The sequence below is a fragment of the Hymenobacter sp. YIM 151858-1 genome, assembly GCF_025979705.1.
Lineage (GTDB): Bacteria > Bacteroidota > Bacteroidia > Cytophagales > Hymenobacteraceae > Solirubrum.
Genome location: NZ_CP110136.1, coordinates 924,545 through 940,912 on the forward strand (window position 1 = coordinate 924,545; position 16,368 = coordinate 940,912).

Below are 16,368 nucleotides of genomic sequence, written 5' to 3' on the forward strand. Positions count from 1 at the left end.
GGCAGCCTTCAGTTGGCAAAATTAGGCAACTTCCGACGCAGCACCGCAGCTGTAGGGCGTTAGTTGAGGGCGATTTATCCAATTTAGGTGCTGCGCGTACCCAAAGCCCGTTTCACGTAGGCCGATTTCCTTCCGGAACGTGTAAGCATGCCAGTTGCAATCCTCCGCCGATTGGATGAAACTCAGATAAAGCCAGCTTCAAAAAAGACGCATAATTAAAGCGCCGTATTATTCTGCCCGACATACAGCAGCGCAAGGCAAGCTTCCGTAATTTTGAACATTACCTAAGTTTCTCCCGCCGCGTCGCTCATGAGGTTGTTGTTGTTGCTGGTTCTGGCTCTGGGCTGGATTGAGCTGCATGCGCAGGAAACCTCGGAGCAGCATGTGTTTCGGGATTTGCAAGCGGGCTACCGCCTGAAATACCCCCGCGGCTGGCAATTGGAGCGTAAGCCCGACACCAATACGGCTTCCTTTTATGCCGGCGGCGCAGGGCGGGCAGCCGAAGTGCTGGCCTCGGCGCAAGTAGCCGTTGTGAATCAGTACAACGAAGCGGCCGACTCCGTGTGGCTCGCAATCCGGCGCCAACCGCAGGCGCAGGTGTTGCGCCTAACCGAGCAGGCCAGCGCGGCCCAACTCGAAGTACGCTACGACTACACTTACTTGGAGGCTCCCGCGCCCGCTTTGCGCACCCACGTGGTTGGGCGCCGGGTGTGGCGCAACGGTTACGAGTACCGCCTCGAGTACCACGCGGCCATCAGCGAAGACCACGATTACCTGCCCCAGGCGCAGCAACTGCTCGAGTCGCTCAGCTTTGTGGCACCGGCGCCGCCCACCCTGCCTGTGGTTAAGCCGGTAGTGGTACGCCAACGCTGCGACGATAAAATGTACGGCATTGCCGCCCTGCGCACCCGCAACGGTATCTGGGAAGACGATTGCCGCACCATCCACGAGTTTTCGGTGGCCAACCCCTCGGCTCAGCCCACCATACATCGGTCGGTGCTGCCGTTTCAGTCGTACGCCTTGGCCAAAGGCCTCGATAATTGCCTGTACTCGGTAACCAAGGCGCCCACCGATGCGCCCGAGTACGTGTACCGCTACAACCCCGCCACGCGCGAAGGTGCCTACACGCCGTGGCGGCTGCCGGCGCAGGGCGAGGAGAACGTATGGATTTCGGCTGCTACCGATGCCCGCGGCGACCTGTACTTCATCACCTCCGATGGCAATAAGCTGGTAAAGGTGAGCCCGGCCGATAGCTCGGTGAAGGTGGTTTGGAGCACCGACCCCGTGCGGCGAGCCGCTTACTACACGGCCATTGGGTTTTCGGGCGCCGGCACGCACGCCAACTTCTGCCTCGCCGACAACGACACCGTATACCAGGTTTACAGCACCGATGGCTCTTTGCTGAAGATTGACCTAGGCTCGCAGCAGCCCGCACCGGAGCTTGTCCGGATCGACGGCCTGCCCAAGCGCGGCGGTTACAGCGACGTGCTGATGCAGGAGGGGCCCGGAGGCGGGCGCGAGCTTTACCTGGCCGGCCCCAAAGCCCTGTACCGCGTCGATCTGGAGAAGCGGCAGGCCCAATTGGTGCGCCGCGGCGTTTACACCGATTTGGCCGGCTGCAACTTGTTCGATGTGGCCCCGCCAACGCAGGTGCCCCCCGCGGCAGTAGCGCCCGCAGTGCCCACACCAGCAGCCGCTGCACCACCTAGGGCAGCTTCCTGGCGCGGCCGCATCCTCGACGCCGTTACCCTGCAGCCGCTGCCCCAAACCCGCTACAAGCTGCGCAACAGCGTGGGCGAGGAAATCCTTGTGCCCCTAGGTGCCGACGGCTCCTTCGCTGTTGAGGTAGAGGCCGGCCGCTCCTACGTGGGGCAGGCACAACTCGGCGGCTACGGGGTGGCTAGTACTTTTTACAGCGCCAACTCGGGCTCCATCGCCGAAGATATCCTGTTGCAGCCCCTCGCCGTGGGCGTAACGCTGCCCCTCGATAACGTGCAGTTTCAGCAAGGCAAAGCCGTGCTGCTGCCATCGTCGCACGCTGCGCTCGATCAGCTGGTTGGCATCCTGACGGCCAACCCGGGCATTGCCATAGAGCTGCAAGGCCATACCGATAACGTGGGCGACCCGCAAAAAAACGTGGTGCTAAGCCAAATGCGCGCCGCCGCCGTGAAAACCTACCTGGTGCACCACGGCATTGCCTCCGGGCGCATCGCCAGTGTGGGCTTTGGCGGAGCCAGACCCAGGGCCAGCAATGCCCGCGAGGCCACCCGCAGGCTCAATCGCCGTGTGGAATTCAGGATAACCAGCGTGCAGCCATAAGCTAAGCTGATAAGCAGAAAGCCCCCGCCCGAATCGTATCGGGCGGGGGCTTTCCTGTGCATGTCACTTCACCTACGTGCACTTATCGGCATACTGCCGGGTATGGGGGCGTGCCGTTAGCGGCGCGTGCTGTGCGTAGCCCGAACAAAGCGCGGAGCCGCTTTGCTGGCCTTTAGCTTGCCGGCTTTGCTGCGGCGGTGGCGCTTCGAGAATTTCCAGCCTTTATAGCGTTTGTAGTTGGGTCGATGAACGTATACCCGGCCCTTCATTTTGGCCTTGGCGTAAGCGCTGATGCGGCCGGCTTCGGCAGGTGCGGCGAGGCTGCTCACCAGCAGCGCAAAACACAATAGCAGGATCCTGATCATGGTACTGATGAAGGGTTAAGGTGTATCGCTCAAACTCGGCTGATGCATTGAAAAATGCGTGCCACAACAGGTTGGTTGTGCGTTGCTGTACCGCTGGCTTGCTTTATATTTATAATGTTTATTGCATGTAATGAATTGATAATAAGTTGCTTGTGTAGATAATGCAAGAGTTCAAAAAAAGTAAAATTATTTTGCCCTCCTGCTGCCCTAGGTGCGGGAGGGTGGGAAATTTGAACTAGGGACTAGTACTCAAACCCGTGGGACATTGCCCTGAGTTGGTGCTGCGAGCTACAGCATGCCTGATTGCTCCTTGACCATCGTCTCAGACTTTCAAACGCGCTGAGTTGAACTCCAAGCACCCACGCTACAAACGGTAGCTCTCAGCCACCGACTGCCCGTTGGTCGGTTGCTGCTTGTAAAAGCAAAGCGGGCCGGCACCTAGGTGCCGGCCCGCTCCGGGTCAGGATGGTAAAGGGTTTACTCTACCACAACGCCCATACGGCCGAATTTATCAATACGCTGCGAAACGCGCTCATCGGAGGGAAGAGCCTCGAGTTCGTCGAGGGTTTTGACAATCGTTTTCTTCAGAGTCTCGATCATGCGGGCAGTGTCGGTGTGGGCGCCACCCAGGGGCTCTTTCACGATGCCATCGACGAGGCCTGCCTTGAGCATATCCGTAGCCGTGAGCTTGAGCGCCTCGGCCGCTTGCTCCTTGTAATTCCAGGAGCGCCACAGGATGCTCGAGCACGACTCCGGCGAAATCACCGAGTACCAGGTATTTTCCAGCATCAGCACCCGGTCGCCGATGGCAATGCCCAAGGCCCCACCCGAGGCGCCCTCGCCGATGATGATGCAGATAACCGGCACCTTCAGCATGAACATCTCCTTGAGGTTGCGGGCAATGGCCTCGCCTTGCCCGCGCTCCTCGGCCTCCAGGCCCGGGAATGCGCCAGGCGTGTCGATCAGCGTGACGATGGGCTTGCCGAATTTCTCGGCCAGCTTCATCAGGCGCAGCGCTTTGCGGTAGCCTTCGGGGTTGGGCATGCCGAAGTTGCGCATCTGGCGCTGCTTGGTATTGCGGCCTTTCTGCTGGCCGATAAACATTACCGTGCGGCCGTCGAGCTCGGCAAAGCCGCCCACCATGGCTTTATCATCGGCCACGGTACGGTCGCCGTGCAGCTCCACGAACTTCTCCGTCATGCCCTCAATATAATCGAGGGTGTAGGGGCGGTCGGGGTGGCGCGAAAGCTGAACCCGCTGCCAGCGCGTGAGGTTTGCGTAAGTCTCTTTCTTAAGGGCCTTGATCTTGGCCTCCAGCGCCTCTACTGCTTCCGATACATCAACCTGGCTATCCTGCGCCAGTTTCTGCATTTCGCGGAGTTTGCCTTCGAGGGCGGCAATTGGTTGTTCGAAATCGAGCAGCATAGCCAAACGGGCGGAACGAAAACCGCCACGGAGGAAATCTTAAGGTGGAAAATGGGGGAGGGCAAAGGTAAGCGAAGCGGCGCAAGCCTGCTGCGAACAAGGCCAGCAATATGCGCGAAAAAATTTATGGCTCACAATCAGCCACAAAGCCCCCAGAAGCGGTATTTCGGCCAAAAACTTTGCGCCAAGGCTTGCAACGAGCCAAAAAGACGTTCTACCTTTGCAACGCAATCGGGGATAACGCCCCGGGATTGCCCGATGGTTCGGTAGTTCAGTCGGTTAGAATGCCGCCCTGTCACGGCGGAGGTCGCGGGTTCGAGTCCCGTCCGAACCGCACAACGCCCCGCAGCACCCCGCTGCGGGGCGTTTGCTTTTTCAGCCTGTGTTCAGGCCTTTTTCCCCGCACCAGAAAACAGGCAAGTAACCAAGCCTAGGTCGGGAGTAGGGGAACGGGCCCCCAAAGTGGGCAGTGCCCCGCGAATGCAATAAGACCTTGCGCGGCGTGGCCTCCAGTGTCATAACGAAAGAAGAACAGTCCTCGCTATCCTGGGTGGGGCTACCAAACCGAATTCTTCAGCAGCGCGGTGCTGTGCGACCAAGGCAACCTAGCCTAAAGTACGACATATGTACTTGCGTTAGGCTATCCACCAAAACGGAAAGATGCCGTAGCCAACGTATCGGTAATTTGAAATTTTCTTGCACTGCTAATCAGGTGCTTGGGGCTGCAAACGCGTTTTTTTAGCTTGTTTTTTAGCAGTAGTGTTGGTGTAATCCAAAATTGCCTCTACCTTTGCAACGCAATCGGGGATAACGCCCCGGGATTGCCCGATGGTTCGGTAGTTCAGTCGGTTAGAATGCCGCCCTGTCACGGCGGAGGTCGCGGGTTCGAGTCCCGTCCGAACCGCACAACGCCCCGCAGCACCCCGCTGCGGGGCGTTTGCTTTTTCAGCCCAAGCGTACCGGCCTAATGCCGGGTAAGGCAATGGCCGGAATGAGAAAAAGCCTTAACCAGAAAGGCTAAGGCTCTCACCAATTTTCCCTGGGTGCATTGGAAATGCACCGGTGCAAAAGTACCTGTGCCGGGGCAACCGCGCTACCACATCAACATGTGGGTGCTAAACTGCCACTTCCGATTGCTTGCAGTGCTTGCCGCCGTGTTTGCGGAAGAATCGTTCGATGCTGGCTTCCAGGTTTTCCTGCTCGGTTAAGCTGAAGCCGGTAGCCTGACCGCGTTTGGCGCGGGGCACAGAGATGTATAGCCGGGCACCGTCGCGGGCCGGGTGGGCGTAGACGTACATGGCCGTTTGCAGCGGGAAGTCACTTACCCACCGCTCAAAACCCAACGCGAGCAAATAGGAGTCGTCCATATGTGGCACCCAAAGTAATAAGTACACGCTGTAGTGTAAAATAACGGAGCAATCGGGCGGGTTGATATCACATGATAATGTGGTGTTGGAGGGCTAAAGCCATATTTTATTTGCTTGATCCGACAAACGGCGGTTGGCGCACCAGAGAAACATTGAGTTGGGGTAGCTGCCGGGGTTTGCGCATCTTGCGCCCATGAACGTCTACACCCTCGATACTGGCTTATTCAAACTGGATGGCGGCGCCATGTTTGGCGTAGTACCCAAATCGTTGTGGAGCCGGCAGTACCCCGCCGACGAAAACAATATGTGCACCTGGGCCATGCGCTGCCTGTTGGTGCAGGATGGCAACCGGCTGCTCCTCGTCGACAACGGCATTGGGAATAAGCAGGACGAGAAGTTCAAAGGGCATTTTTACCTCCACGGCGACGCTACCCTCGAAGGCTCGCTGCGGAAGCTGGGGTTCACCTCGTCCGACGTTACCGATGTGCTGCTTACGCACCTGCACTTCGACCACTGCGGCGGCTCGGTGGTGCGTACCCCCGACGACAAACTGCAGCTGGCCTTCCCGAACGCCACTTATTGGTCGAACGAAGCGCATTGGCAATGGGCCGTGCAGCCCAACGCGCGCGAAAAAGCCTCCTTTCTGAAAGAGAATATCCTGCCGATTCAGGAAAGCGGGCACCTGCGCTTTATCGATCAGGCGGCTGGGGTTCCCGAAGAGTTGCCCATGCTGCGCGAGATTGTGTTTGCCGATGGGCATACCGAAAAGATGATGGTGCCGGTGCTGGACTACAAAGGGCGTAAGCTGGCATTTATGGCTGATTTGCTGCCCTCGACCGCACACCTGCCCATGCCGTGGGTGATGAGCTACGACGTGCGCCCGCTGCAAACGCTGGTGGAAAAAGAAGCCACCTTGCAGCGCGCCGCCGACGAGCAGTGGGTGCTGATATTGGAACACGACGCCCACACCGAAGCCTGCACCGTACAGCAAACCGACCGCGGCGTGCGGCTGAGCGAAACGCTGCGCATCGCCGATCTGTAACCCAACGAACACGGATTTGTCGACGCGAAAGATAGGACTGGCCTTATCGGGAGGAGCGGCCCGCGGCATTGCCCACCTGGGTATGCTGCAAGCCCTGAGCGAGCTGCAACTGCCCATTGGGGCCATGTCGGGGGTGAGTTCGGGCGGGTTGGCAGCGGTGTTTTTTGCCGCTGGCATTCCGCCGCGCGAGGTGTTGCGCCTGCTGTCCGATACCCGCTTTTTGCGCCTGGTGCGTCCGGCTTACAAGCGCGGGCTGGTAAACCTGGGCTTGCTCGAGAAGCTGTTTGCTGCTCACCTGCCCGGCAACCAAACCTTTGCCGACCTAGGGATGCCCGTAACCTTAGCGGCAACCGATTTGAGCAGCGGCAAAACCGTATTTTTCAACGAAGGCCCGCTGGTGCCGCCGCTGTTGGCCACAGGAGCGGTGCCCGTGCTATGCCAACCCATTGAGTACCTAGGGCACGTGCTGGTGGATGGGGGCTTGCTCAACAACCTGCCCATCGAGCCGCTGCAGCACCGGCCGGAGCTGGCCTTGGTAGGCGCGCACACCAACATTGTAAACACCGAGGCACCCATCAGCACCATCCGGCACGTGGCCGAGCGCACCTTTATGCTGGCCATCGGCACCAACACGGCGCCCCGGCTTAAGCAGTGCGAGCTGGTGCTGCAGCCACCGGAGCTCCGCCGGTTCAGGGTTACGGATTTGCGCCATGCCACCGAGCTGTATGCCATCGGTTACGAATACACCCTGAGCCAGGCCGCCGAACTGGAGGCCTTGCTCAGCAAACCCGCGCCCGAGCCAGATTTTGGCTAGCTTTGGCGTCCATTTCCGCATTTCTTCAACCGCTCCTGTATGAACAGCTTTTGGCTGGCGTTTTCGAAGTTTTGGTTTAAGCTGGTAGGCTGGCGCTTGGCTTCCAGCATTCCGCCCGAAATCCGGCAAGCAATGATGATTGCTGCCCCGCACACCAGCAACTGGGACTTTATCCATGCCCGAGCCGCTTTTTTTCTGATGCGGCGCAACGTGCGCTTCACCGTAAAAAAGGAGTGGACGGACATACCCGTGCTGGGCAAGCTGATGATGAGCCTGGGGGCGCTGCCCATCGACCGGAGCAAGAACAACAGCATGGTGGAAGCCATGGCCGAGCTGTTCAAGCAGTACCCCGACCTGATTATCCTCATCACGCCGGAAGGCACCCGCAAATACCAGCCCCGCTGGCGCCGCGGTTACTACCACGCCGCGCAGGCCGCCAACGTGCCCATTTTGCTGGGTTACCTCGACTACAGCAAGAAGGAAGCCGGGGTAGGGCCCGCCGTGTACCCTACCGGTAACTACGATGCCGACGAAGAAACCGTCAAGGCCTTTTACCGCACCAAGCAGGGGCGTTTTCCGGAGCAGGGCATCCGGTAGGCCGCGGGCCAAAGTCAGCAAGAAATGGGTTGAGGGCCCCGCGCTGCGAGCGTAGCTTTGTTTGGTAACGCTTAACTAAAACCGCCATGCAAGCCGCCGTCAGCAGCCCCGATTACCAACGCATTGCGCAAGCTATCCGCTACCTCGAAGCGAACTTTCGGCAACAGCCCAGTCTCGATGAAGTGGCTGAGGCAGTTTGTCTTAGCCCGTTTCACTTTCAGCGCTTGTTTAGCGAGTGGGCAGGCATCAGCCCCAAGCGGTTTGTGCAGTACCTCACGGCCGATTTCCTGAAATCCCGATTGGCGGAGGCGACCAGCCTGGCCGAGGCGGCCGACGCCGCTGGCTTATCGGCCCCCTCGCGGCTGCACGACTTATTTGTGACGCTGGAAGCCGTTACGCCGCACGAGTTCCGCAGCGGCGGGGCGGGTGTGCGCATGGCGTATGGCGTGCACCAAACGCCGTTCGGGCCGGCCTTGCTGGCGGCCACAGCCAGGGGCGTGTGTGGGCTGCACCTGCTGGAACCCGATGCGCCGGACGCCACCGCGGCTTTGGCGGCGCTGCAAAAAAGCTGGCCCGAGGCTACGCTTGAGCTAAACGAGGCCGCTACCGCACCGCTGGTAGCGCGGGCCTTCGCGCCGGCCGCCGGGCAGCCCCTGCATCTGCTGGTGCGGGGTACCAATTTTCAGCTGAAAGTTTGGGAGGCCTTGCTGCGGGTACCGACCGGGCGGTTGGTCAGCTACCAGCACATTGCGCAAGCCATTGGGCAGCCCAAAGCGTTGCAGGCCGTGGGCTCGGCAGTGGGGGCCAACCCCGTGGCAGTGCTGATTCCGTGCCACCGGGTTATCCGCAAGCAAGGCCTACTGGGCGAATACCGTTGGGGCTCGGCAACTAAAAAGGCCCTTATCGGCTTTGAAATGGCGCAGGCCGAGCGCCAAGCCGCCCAACTTCAGTAGATTGAGCCGCCGGCCTAGGTTGCACCGAAGCTGACAACCGCACCACTTACGCCCACCGCCATGTTCGAAAAGCTGCAAACCCTACTGTTAATCCTGTTCGGGCTTATCGTGTTTGTGGTGCGCATGTGGCGCAAGGCACAGGAAACGATGCGACGCGAAGCCCAGGAACGGAAACTACCGCAGCCTGACAGCCGCCCCGCTACGCGGCCGGTGGTGCGCCCGCCGGGCGCGCCCTCATTCGAGCAGCTGCTGCAGCAAATGAAACAGCAGAACCAGCCACCGCCCGCTGCGCAACCAGCTTCAGCGCCACCTAGGGCCACGGAGCGCGCTCCGGTAGCCCGCACGCTGGAGGTGCCGCAAGCCTCGTCGCGCAGCTTGGAGGAAGCCGCTGCCGCGCGCACCGCCCGCAGCCTGGAAACCCCGGTGGCCGCTCCGCGCCGGGCGGCCTCGCTACCTAGGGCCACTGCCACCGCCGCCAACGATTTCTGGGCGCGCGAAAACCGGCAGGCCTCGCAGCCAACGGTTGCCGCCCACAACATCGCCGCGCGCCTACGCAACCCTGCCGATTTGCGGGCCGCCTTTGTAATGGCCGAGGTGCTGCAGCGCCGCTTTTAAATAGCCGCTTAAACGCACAGCGCCGCTCTCATGCCTGGGAGCGGCGCTGTGCTGTTGCCAACGAGGCAGCGGAACTTACTCCTGCGTAAGGGCATAGGCCAGCAGGTTGGCGCCCATGCGCAGTGCGGCTTCGTGTTTCTCCACGGGGTCTTTGTACACTTCGGGGTCTTCCCAGCCGTTGCCCAGGTCGCACTCGTAGGTATAGAAGCACACCAGGCGGCCTTTGTAGATCAGGCCAAAGCCTTGGGGGCGTTTGCCATCGTGTTCGTGAATTTTGGGCAGGCCTTTCGGGAAGGCGAATTTCTGGTGGTAGATGGGGTGCGAAAAGGGCAGCTCCACAAATTCCAGCTCCGGAAACACCTTTTTCATTTCGGGCCGGATGTACTTGTCGAGCCCGTAGTTGTCGTCGATGTGCAGAAACCCGCCGCTTGTTAGGTAGCGGCGCAGGTTTTTGGCCTCGGCATCCGAAAAGGTAACGTTGCCGTGGCCCGTTAGGTGTACAAAGGGGTACTGCAGCAGCTCGCGCGAGCCGGGCTCCACGGTAGCTTCTTCGGGCGCAATGTTGGTTTTCAGCACCTGGTTGCAAAAGCGGATAAGGTTGGGCAACGAGGTTTTGTTGCCGTACCAGTCGCCACCGCCGCCGTATTGCAGGCGGGCAATCCGGAAGCTGTACGAGGGCGGCGCGGCCGCCGTAGCGGGCAGCACGAGTACCAGCGCAAGCAAAAAACGAAGTAGCAGTTTCATACGGCGGGCGGTAATACCGGGCAGGGTTGCTTTAGGGTAATAAACGAATGCGGCAGGCCGGCCGATCGTTCCGGGCTGCTGTTTTTACCCAGGCAACTGAGCCAGCTCGTGGGCAATGTGCACCGTGTGGCAAGCAGCCAGGGCGGCGGTTTCGGTGCGCAGGCGCGTGTGCCCCAACGCCACGGGGCGGATGCCCAGACCTAGGGCCAGCTGTATTTCGTCTGGGGTAAAGTCGCCTTCGGGCCCGATAAGGATGCAGCAGCGGTTCCCGGCAGCAGCTACTTGCGCCAGCGAAAGTCGTTCGCCCTCGGCTAGGTGCGCAATAAAGGTGGTAGCGGGCTCGAGCGTGCGCACCAAAGCGGCAAAATCGGTCAGCTCATCCAGCTGCGGCAGCCAGGCCTGGCCCGATTGCTTCAGGGCGCTTACGGCAATTCTTTCCAGGCGCTCCAGCTTCAGTTCGCGCCGCTCCGAACGGGCACACCGCACAAACGACAGCCGATCGATGCCCATTTCCGTGGCTTTTTCCACCAGCCACTCCATGCGGTCGAGGTTTTTAGTGGGGGCCACGGCTACGTGCACGTGGTAGGGGCGACGCGGCACCTGCTGTTGCGTTACTATGCGCAGCTGGCAGCGTTTGGCCTCGGCGTCGGCTACTTCGGCCTGGTAAATGCCGCCAGCGCCGTCGATCAGCTCCACGGCGTCGCCTTCGCGCAGGCGCAGCACCCGTACGGCGTGCTTGCTTTCGTCTTCGGGCAGGGTATGGGTATTGCCGCTAAGGCCAGGAGCGAAGAAAGTATGGGGCATAAAGCAAATGTAGGGCTGCTGCCAACACCAGGGGGTGCCTAGGTGTCAGACTAATCCAGCGCCTCGTTCAGCACTTCGGCCAGGCGAATACCCGCTTGGCTTAGGCGCAGGCGCACGTCTTCGATGTGGGTGTTGTAGTACTGCTCTTCGAGTACGGTGCCGGGCTGCGCCTCCTCATAGAGCTTCGAGCTGAGCTGGTACGATTGAAAAAACCACTGCTCCATGGGGTCGCGGCGCCAGATTTTGGCCTGCTTATCGTCGGGTTGCTGCAGGTTGGCGGCCATCTGCTGGTAGGCCAGCCCTTGCACGTTAATCAGCCCACTATCCCAGAGGCGGTGCAGGTTGGTGCCTTCGCCCCGAAACTGCAGCTGTATATCGTTGCCGCCCTTGTCTTCGGCGCGGCTGATGTGCATGGGCTGGTGCAGGTCGCCCACGAGGTGCACCACAAATTTCAGGGCAATCTGGCGCTTTTCCTGCGGCTGCTTTTTATCCGCTAGCAACCGAATGTTTTCGTTGAGGGCCTGGTAGGCGTTGGGTTCGGTTTTGGCCTTAAGCTCCTGGTTGAAAGCCGGAAACTCCAGACCCAGGGGCAGGTTTACGAAGTGCCAGGGCGCCGTGCTCCTGTATTCGGGTGTGTTACGCACTTCGTCGGCCCACGTCGAAACATCGGCCAGGGTTTGGTTGCCCAGCAGCTGCTCTACCTGCCGCGAAGCCTTGCGCGAAAGGTGCCGCTCGGCAATTTTGCCAACGGTGCGGTGGCCTTCGCCACCCCAGGCCATCAGCTGGAGCGGGCTCAACAGTAAACACAATGCAATGGTGGGTAAGCGACGCATAACCGGGCTTGAGGAGTGGGAGGAGCAGTAACGGATGAATTTGCAAAGCACGTACAAATCGGCCGGATTCAATAATGCCCCGGCCAGCGCCTAGGTGGCGGCGGGGGCAGTAAGCTCGGGCAGCTGCCCCTACCCAGGCCCGGCGGGTTGCCAGCTCAGCCATACGATTTAATTGTATCGAAGCCACGGAGGGGTGCGTAAAGGAAGGTTTGTATACCACGCTTAAACCCACACCCAATGACACCCAAACTCAAAAAGCTCAAGAATCAGGTAATCGTGATTACCGGTGCCTCGTCGGGCATCGGGCTGGTTACGGCCCGCATGGCGGCCAAAAAAGGCGCTAAGTTGGTACTGGCCGCCCGCAGCGAAGAGGCCTTGCGCCGCTTGGTGGAAGAAATCCGGCAGGAGGGCGGCGAGGCTACCTACCTCGCTATCGACGTGAGCGAGCCGACGGCCGCCCGCGCCATTGCCCAAAAGGCCGTGGCAACGTTCGGCGGCTTCGATACCTGGATCAATAACGCCGGCGTGAGCATTTACGGCAAGGTTGAGGAGGTGCCCATCGAGGACATGCGCCAGCTTTTTGAGGTGAACTTCTGGGGATTGGTGCACGGCTCGCTCGAAGCCGCCAAGCATTTAAAGCAAAAGGGCGGTGCCATCATCAACGTGGGCAGCATTCTGTCCGATATCACGGCCATTCTGCAAACCATTTACTCGGCCAGCAAGCACGCCGTAAAGGGCTTTACCGACGGCCTGCGCATGGAGTTGGAAATGGACGGCGCACCCGTTTCGGTAACGCTTATTCAGCCAGCGGCCATTGATACGCCGTACCCCGTGCACGCCAAAAACTACATGGAGCGCGAGGCCAAGCACGCGCCGCCCGCCTACGCCCCCGAAACCGTGGCCCGCGCCATTTTGTACGCCTGCACCCGCCCCGAGCGCAGCATCGTGGTGGGCGGCGGCGGCCGCGCGTTCATCAGCATGGAGCAGTGGACGCCGCGCCTGCTCGATAAGTTTATGGAAACCGCCTTTGTAAAGCAGGAAAAAGCCGATTACGCCCCGCGCCCCCTGCACCAAAACGCCCTCGATAAGCCCATGGGCAACCTCGAGGAGCGCGGCAACTACCCCGGCAGCACCCGCGAGACGAGCTTCTACACCCAAGCCGTTACGAGCAAAAGCCCCGTGCTGAAAACCGCCCTGGCCGTGGGCGCCGGCCTGGCCCTGGCTACCTGGCTCAGCAAAAACCGACAGGCCGGTGGCAACGGCGGCACCGGCACCCGCACCGTGTACCCCGAGGGCTACACGCCCAACCGCGCCGGGGCTGGCCGTACCAGCCCGCTGGCCTCGGCCGCCACCGCCAGCAGCAGCCACGACTACGACGCCACTGGCCACGACCACCGCTACGCCGAAGCGCGCCGCGACGACCTGCCCTAGGTGCTTCCTGGTACTTCGCCGAAAAGGCCACCTGCTGTGCTGCAGGTGGCCTTTTTTCTGGGTTGTTCTTTGCTGAATACAGCTGTATAGCTTTGGTTACCACATAATTGTGTGGTTGATGTTGGTTAGCGCATCCGATACTTTCGCCTCGGCTTAAACCCTAACTTATTGCGCATCGATGCGCCACTTTGCCCATGTCAGACAAAAAAATCATTGCTGTATTTGGCGCTACCGGAGCCCAGGGCGGCGGCTTGGCTCGGGCCATCCTCGCCGATCCGCAGAGTGAGTTTACGGTACGTGCCATCACGCGGAGCCCCGACTCCGATAAGGCGCGCGAGCTGGCCCGCCTAGGTGCCGAATTGGCTGCTGCCGATATCGACAACCCGCAGAGCCTGGACCGAGCACTAGCCGGGGCTTATGGAGCGTTTTGCGTTACCAATTTCTGGGAGCATTTCTCGCCCGAGCGCGAGCTGCAGCAAGCGCGCAACATGGCCGAAGCCGCCAAAGCCGCTGGCGTGCAGCACGTCATCTGGTCGACGCTGGAAGATACGCGCCAGTGGGTGCCGCTTTCCGACAACCGCATGCCCACGCTGCAGGGCCATTACAAAGTGCCGCACTTCGATGCCAAAGGCGAGGCCAATCGTTACTTCAGCGACCTGGGCGTGCCCACTACCTTTATGCTCACCGCCTTTTACTGGGAGAACTTTATCTACTTCGGCATGGGCGTGCAGCGCAACAACGAGGGCAAGCTGGTGCTATCCTTGCCATTGGGCGACAAGAAGATGGCGTGCATTGCCTCGGAGGATATTGGCCGCTGTGCGTACGGCATCTTCAGGAAAGGCGCCGCTGCCATCGGGCAAACCATTGGCATTACCGGCGGGCTGCTCACCGGCTCGGATATGGCTCAAAGCTTCAGCAAAGCCCTAGGCCAGGAGGTAGTGTACAATCCCGTGCCGGTAGAAGTTTACCGCAGCTTGGGCTTTCCGGGCGCCGACGACCTAGGCAACATGTTCCAGTTCTACCAGGAGTTTGAAGCGCATTTTGCCGAAACGCGGCGCGAAGAAGTTGCCCGGGAGCTTAACCCGGCCTTGCAAAACTTCGACAAGTGGCTGGCGCAAAACGCACACCGTTTGCCGGCTCTCAGCCAAGTAGCGGAACACGCTTAACCGTTGCGTTAAAAAAGCAAAAAGCCCCGCGAGCAGCTGCTCGCGGGGCTTTTGTTTAAAATAACCTAGGGTTAGGCGTTGGCTACGGCCTCTACTTTCGGCGCGCCAGCCAGTATTTCTTCGTTGGCGAAATCGGCGAACTTCTGGAAGTTGGCTACGAACTTCTCGGCCAGCGAAGCAGCCGTTTTGTCGTAAGCTTCCTTGTCCGACCAGGTGTTGCGCGGGTCGAGGATTTCGGCGGGCACGTTCGGTACCGAGGTGGGCACCTCTACGCCGAAGATGGGGTGCTTCACGAACTCCACGTCGTTCAGCTCGCCGTTCAGGGCAGCCGTAATCATGGCGCGGGTGTAGCTCAGCTTCATGCGCGAGCCCACGCCGTACGAACCACCCGACCAGCCGGTGTTCACCAGCCACACGTTCACGTTGGGGTGCTCTTCCATTTTCTGGCCCAGCATCTCGGCGTATTTGGTGGGGTGCAGCGGCAGGAATACCTGGCCGAAGCAAGCCGAGAACGTGGTTTGCGGCTCGGTTACGCCCACCTCGGTGCCGGCTACTTTGGCGGTGTAGCCCGACATGAAGTGGTACATGGCGTGCGACTTATCGAGCTTGCTGATGGGCGGAATTACGCCGAAAGCGTCGGCCGTCAGGAAGAAGATGTTCTTCGGAACGCCGGCCACCGAGGGCTCTACCGCGTTGTTGATGTAGTGGATGGGGTAGGCGGTGCGGGTGTTTTCCGTTACCGACTTGTTGGCGTAATCCACGGTGTGCGTGCCGGGGATAAAGCGCGTGTTCTCCACGATCGAGCCGAACTTGATGGCGTCCCAGATTTCGGGCTCTTTCTCGCGGCTCAGGTCAATAACCTTAGCGTAGCAGCCGCCCTCAAAGTTGAAGATGCCGGCGTTGCCGGGCATCCAGCCGTGCTCGTCGTCGCCGATAAGGCCACGGTTCGGGTCGGCCGACAGGGTGGTTTTGCCCGTGCCCGACAGGCCGAAGAAGATGGCGGTGTCGCCTTCTTTGCCCACGTTGGCCGAGCAGTGCATGGCCAGCGTGTTCTTCTCGTGGGGCAGCAGGTAGTTCAGTACCCCGAAAATGCCCTTCTTCATCTCGCCAGCGTAGCCCGTGCCGCCGATCAGGATCATCTTCTTCGAGAAGTTGAGGATGGCGAAGTTGCTCTGGCGCGTGCCGTCAACTGCCGGGTCGGCCTCGAAGCCAGGGGCGCAAATAATGCTGAAGTCGGGAGCCCAGCTGGTGTCGGCGCCTTGCTCGGGGCGCAAGAACATGTTGTAGCAGAACAGGTTGTGCCAAGCCAGCTCGTTTACCACGCGCAGCTTCAGCTGATAGTCGGGGTGAGCCCCGGCGTAGGCATCGCGCACGTAAATCTTCTTGTCGGCCAAGTAGGCCACCATTTTCTCGTGCAGCTGATCGAACTTCTGCGCGTCAAACGGAATGTTGATGTCGCCCCACCACACCGAGTCGGCCGTGCTCTCGTCCTTCACCACAAAACGGTCTTTGGGCGAGCGGCCGGTAAACTTGCCCGTGTCGGCCATCAGCGCCCCCGTGTCGGTCAGGGTGCCTTCGCCGTTTTTCAGGGCTTCTTCCACCAATTCGGCGGGGGTAAGGTTCAGGCACACCTCTTTGGCCTGGCTGATACCGAGCGGCTGGAGGCGGTTCATTGCGGCGGTGGAAGCAGAGGTTTCCATCATAAACGCAGAGAAAAAAGGTAAAAAGAAGGTGGGAATGGGAGAATATGGAGCAAAAATAGGCGAAAATCCGAAGCGCCCGCGTTGTGTCTGCGTATTAGCTGCAACGGCCTCTGAAGGCCGCTTTTACGCTGGTTGGCACTGTGCAGTTGGGAAATTTCCTTAGATTTACCCGTAAGCCCCCAGCTCCGTA

The 16,368-nt window shown here is 60.2% G+C and carries 15 protein-coding genes and 2 tRNA genes; 10 read left to right on the forward strand and 7 right to left on the reverse strand.

Features of this window, described 5'->3' with window-relative positions:
* The first annotated feature begins 309 nt into the window (after window positions 1–309).
* Complete coding sequence (locus OIS50_RS03890) at window positions 310–2,319, forward strand: OmpA family protein (protein WP_264693018.1); 2,010 nt, start codon at window positions 310–312, stop codon at window positions 2,317–2,319.
* A gap of 116 nt (window positions 2,320–2,435) precedes the next feature.
* Here the strand turns inward: OIS50_RS03890 and OIS50_RS03895 are convergent, their stop codons facing one another.
* Both OIS50_RS03895 and OIS50_RS03900 read right to left on the reverse strand, forming a co-directional pair.
* Window positions 2,436–2,684: a hypothetical protein gene (locus OIS50_RS03895; protein WP_264693019.1), complete on the reverse strand. Its 249-nt coding sequence runs from the start codon at window positions 2,682–2,684 to the stop codon at window positions 2,436–2,438.
* 477 nt (window positions 2,685–3,161) lie between these two features.
* Window positions 3,162–4,109, reverse strand: a complete 948-nt coding sequence (locus OIS50_RS03900) for an acetyl-CoA carboxylase carboxyltransferase subunit alpha (protein ID WP_264693020.1) — start codon at window positions 4,107–4,109, stop codon at window positions 3,162–3,164.
* Between the two features lie 260 nt (window positions 4,110–4,369).
* Between OIS50_RS03900 and OIS50_RS03905 the strand changes: the two genes are divergently transcribed.
* Window positions 4,370–4,443: transfer RNA gene (locus OIS50_RS03905), tRNA-Asp, on the forward strand.
* 496 nt (window positions 4,444–4,939) lie between these two features.
* Window positions 4,940–5,013: transfer RNA gene (locus OIS50_RS03910), tRNA-Asp, on the forward strand.
* Window positions 5,014–5,224: 211 nt separating this feature from the next.
* Here OIS50_RS03910 and OIS50_RS03915 read toward each other — a convergent pair.
* Window positions 5,225–5,476: a hypothetical protein gene (locus tag OIS50_RS03915; RefSeq protein WP_264693021.1), complete on the reverse strand. Its 252-nt coding sequence runs from the start codon at window positions 5,474–5,476 to the stop codon at window positions 5,225–5,227.
* 193 nt (window positions 5,477–5,669) lie between these two features.
* Between OIS50_RS03915 and OIS50_RS03920 the strand changes: the two genes are divergently transcribed.
* The 5 genes from OIS50_RS03920 (at window position 5,670) to OIS50_RS03940 (ending at window position 9,497) form a co-directional block, all read left to right on the forward strand.
* Window positions 5,670–6,518: an MBL fold metallo-hydrolase gene (locus tag OIS50_RS03920; RefSeq protein WP_264693022.1), complete on the forward strand. Its 849-nt coding sequence runs from the start codon at window positions 5,670–5,672 to the stop codon at window positions 6,516–6,518.
* Window positions 6,519–6,534: 16 nt separating this feature from the next.
* Window positions 6,535–7,332 (forward strand): patatin-like phospholipase family protein, encoded by a 798-nt coding sequence (locus OIS50_RS03925; RefSeq protein ID WP_264693023.1) that lies wholly within the window; start codon window positions 6,535–6,537, stop codon window positions 7,330–7,332.
* A gap of 39 nt (window positions 7,333–7,371) precedes the next feature.
* Entirely contained in the window at window positions 7,372–7,929 is a 558-nt protein-coding gene (locus tag OIS50_RS03930) for a 1-acyl-sn-glycerol-3-phosphate acyltransferase (RefSeq protein WP_264693024.1), read from the forward strand.
* Between the two features lie 86 nt (window positions 7,930–8,015).
* Window positions 8,016–8,882 (forward strand): bifunctional transcriptional activator/DNA repair enzyme AdaA, encoded by an 867-nt coding sequence (locus tag OIS50_RS03935; protein WP_264693025.1) that lies wholly within the window; start codon window positions 8,016–8,018, stop codon window positions 8,880–8,882.
* 60 nt (window positions 8,883–8,942) lie between these two features.
* A complete protein-coding gene (locus OIS50_RS03940; RefSeq protein ID WP_264693026.1) occupies window positions 8,943–9,497 on the forward strand; it encodes a hypothetical protein in 555 nt (184 codons plus the stop codon).
* Window positions 9,498–9,572: 75 nt separating this feature from the next.
* Here the strand turns inward: OIS50_RS03940 and OIS50_RS03945 are convergent, their stop codons facing one another.
* From OIS50_RS03945 to OIS50_RS03955, 3 genes are all read right to left on the reverse strand, one after another.
* The gene (locus OIS50_RS03945; protein ID WP_264693027.1) at window positions 9,573–10,241 is read right to left on the reverse strand and encodes a DUF4159 domain-containing protein; all 669 of its coding nucleotides are present in this window, start codon (window positions 10,239–10,241) and stop codon (window positions 9,573–9,575) included.
* Window positions 10,242–10,325: 84 nt separating this feature from the next.
* Entirely contained in the window at window positions 10,326–11,045 is a 720-nt protein-coding gene (locus OIS50_RS03950) for a 16S rRNA (uracil(1498)-N(3))-methyltransferase (protein WP_264693028.1), read from the reverse strand.
* Between the two features lie 50 nt (window positions 11,046–11,095).
* On the reverse strand, window positions 11,096–11,842 hold the full coding sequence (locus tag OIS50_RS03955; RefSeq protein WP_264693029.1) for a S1/P1 nuclease: 747 nt from the start codon (window positions 11,840–11,842) through the stop codon (window positions 11,096–11,098).
* 273 nt (window positions 11,843–12,115) lie between these two features.
* On the opposite strand from OIS50_RS03955, the gene OIS50_RS03960 reads away from it, so the two are divergent.
* Window positions 12,116–13,309, forward strand: a complete 1,194-nt coding sequence (locus OIS50_RS03960; protein WP_264693030.1) for an SDR family oxidoreductase — start codon at window positions 12,116–12,118, stop codon at window positions 13,307–13,309.
* A 194-nt stretch (window positions 13,310–13,503) separates the two neighbouring features.
* The gene (locus OIS50_RS03965) at window positions 13,504–14,475 is read left to right on the forward strand and encodes an NmrA/HSCARG family protein (protein WP_264693031.1); all 972 of its coding nucleotides are present in this window, start codon (window positions 13,504–13,506) and stop codon (window positions 14,473–14,475) included.
* A gap of 71 nt (window positions 14,476–14,546) precedes the next feature.
* Here OIS50_RS03965 and pckA read toward each other — a convergent pair whose 3' ends face one another.
* A complete protein-coding gene (pckA, locus tag OIS50_RS03970) occupies window positions 14,547–16,148 on the reverse strand; it encodes a phosphoenolpyruvate carboxykinase (ATP) (protein ID WP_264693032.1) in 1,602 nt (533 codons plus the stop codon).
* Between the last annotated feature and the right edge of the window lie 220 nt (window positions 16,149–16,368).

Bases quoted from the DNA above. Each gene is read 5' to 3' on its own strand.
- OIS50_RS03890 (WP_264693018.1), top strand. From the start codon at position 310: ATGAGGTTGTTGTTGTTGCTGGTTCTGGCTCTGGGCTGGATTGAGCTG.
- OIS50_RS03895 (WP_264693019.1), bottom strand. From the start codon at position 2,684: ATGATCAGGATCCTGCTATTGTGTTTTGCGCTGCTGGTGAGCAGCCTC.
- OIS50_RS03900 (WP_264693020.1), bottom strand. From the start codon at position 4,109: ATGCTGCTCGATTTCGAACAACCAATTGCCGCCCTCGAAGGCAAACTC.
- OIS50_RS03915 (WP_264693021.1), bottom strand. From the start codon at position 5,476: ATGGACGACTCCTATTTGCTCGCGTTGGGTTTTGAGCGGTGGGTAAGT.
- OIS50_RS03920 (WP_264693022.1), top strand. From the start codon at position 5,670: ATGAACGTCTACACCCTCGATACTGGCTTATTCAAACTGGATGGCGGC.
- OIS50_RS03930 (WP_264693024.1), top strand. From the start codon at position 7,372: ATGAACAGCTTTTGGCTGGCGTTTTCGAAGTTTTGGTTTAAGCTGGTA.
- OIS50_RS03935 (WP_264693025.1), top strand. From the start codon at position 8,016: ATGCAAGCCGCCGTCAGCAGCCCCGATTACCAACGCATTGCGCAAGCT.
- OIS50_RS03940 (WP_264693026.1), top strand. From the start codon at position 8,943: ATGTTCGAAAAGCTGCAAACCCTACTGTTAATCCTGTTCGGGCTTATC.
- OIS50_RS03945 (WP_264693027.1), bottom strand. From the start codon at position 10,241: ATGAAACTGCTACTTCGTTTTTTGCTTGCGCTGGTACTCGTGCTGCCC.
- OIS50_RS03950 (WP_264693028.1), bottom strand. From the start codon at position 11,045: ATGCCCCATACTTTCTTCGCTCCTGGCCTTAGCGGCAATACCCATACC.
- OIS50_RS03960 (WP_264693030.1), top strand. From the start codon at position 12,116: ATGACACCCAAACTCAAAAAGCTCAAGAATCAGGTAATCGTGATTACC.
- OIS50_RS03965 (WP_264693031.1), top strand. From the start codon at position 13,504: ATGTCAGACAAAAAAATCATTGCTGTATTTGGCGCTACCGGAGCCCAG.
- pckA (WP_264693032.1), bottom strand. From the start codon at position 16,148: ATGAACCGCCTCCAGCCGCTCGGTATCAGCCAGGCCAAAGAGGTGTGC.